The organism is Acinetobacter sp. MF4640 (assembly GCF_002018895.1).
Lineage (GTDB): Bacteria > Pseudomonadota > Gammaproteobacteria > Pseudomonadales > Moraxellaceae > Acinetobacter > Acinetobacter johnsonii.
This window is the reverse complement of the sequence record NZ_MVOM01000135.1, coordinates 1-873: the sequence shown is the minus strand read 5'-3', so window position 1 is coordinate 873 and position 873 is coordinate 1. Positions and strand designations below refer to the sequence as shown.

At 38.0% G+C, this 873-nt stretch carries 1 protein-coding gene; it reads right to left on the bottom strand.

The window, feature by feature from the left end; translation table 11 throughout:
* On the bottom strand, window positions 1-656 hold a 656-nt coding region (locus MF4640_RS18780; protein WP_078390500.1), incomplete at its 3' end, for an MBL fold metallo-hydrolase.
* Window positions 657-873: the final 217 nt, after the last annotated feature.

Here is an 873-nt window from a genome sequence, read left to right as displayed (position 1 = left end):
AAGACAATCACATCAGGTTTAAATGTTTGAATCGCTTGATCAACTTCAGAACGCCAGATGGTATCTCCTGCCACATAAACAGTTTCATGGCCAGCAGCTTCAAATACCACACCCATTGCTTCACCTAATCCAGCTTTAAGCTTAGGAATACGGTACATGGCATCAGTACCGTGTTGACCACCAGTTTTAGTGAGCTTAATCCCTTCAAAGGTCGCTTGAGTTAATACACGAACATCTTTGAAGCCTTGTGACTGAATGATTTTCTGGTCTTCTTTATTCTGTACAAACAACGGCATGTTTTTCGGAATAGTCGCTTGTGCTGCATCATCCCAATGATCTAAATGGGTATGGGTCACGATTACCGCATCTACACCTTCTAAAATCGTTTCGGGCTTGATAGGCAAATCGACTAATGGGTTCCGTAAATAGCTACGATGAGTATCAGGAAAACCTTCATAGAATCCTTTTTTAGCAAACATTGGGTCAATTAAAAAAGTCGTATCAGCATAGGTTACTTTAATCGTTGCATTGCGAATTTCTTGTATATGCGTAACTTTAGAAGTATCTCGCTGAACCACCTTATCATTCGCATATAAATGGACTGAAGCCATTGCCAGAGAGAGTGCAATAACAGAGCTACTTAAAATTTTATTCATGTTCCAGATCCAATCATTTAGTCATACTCGAATCATGATAGGAAAAATTAAGCAATAAAATTGTCTTTAAGGACAATCATCGAAACTATTGGGACAACATGCTATATTTATTATTTTAGAGAGGTAGACCGAATGGCTATACCAGTGATTGGATTGTTCGTTTATCCCAATATAAATCCATTTCACTTCTCTATCCCCCATATCATTTTCAATATCA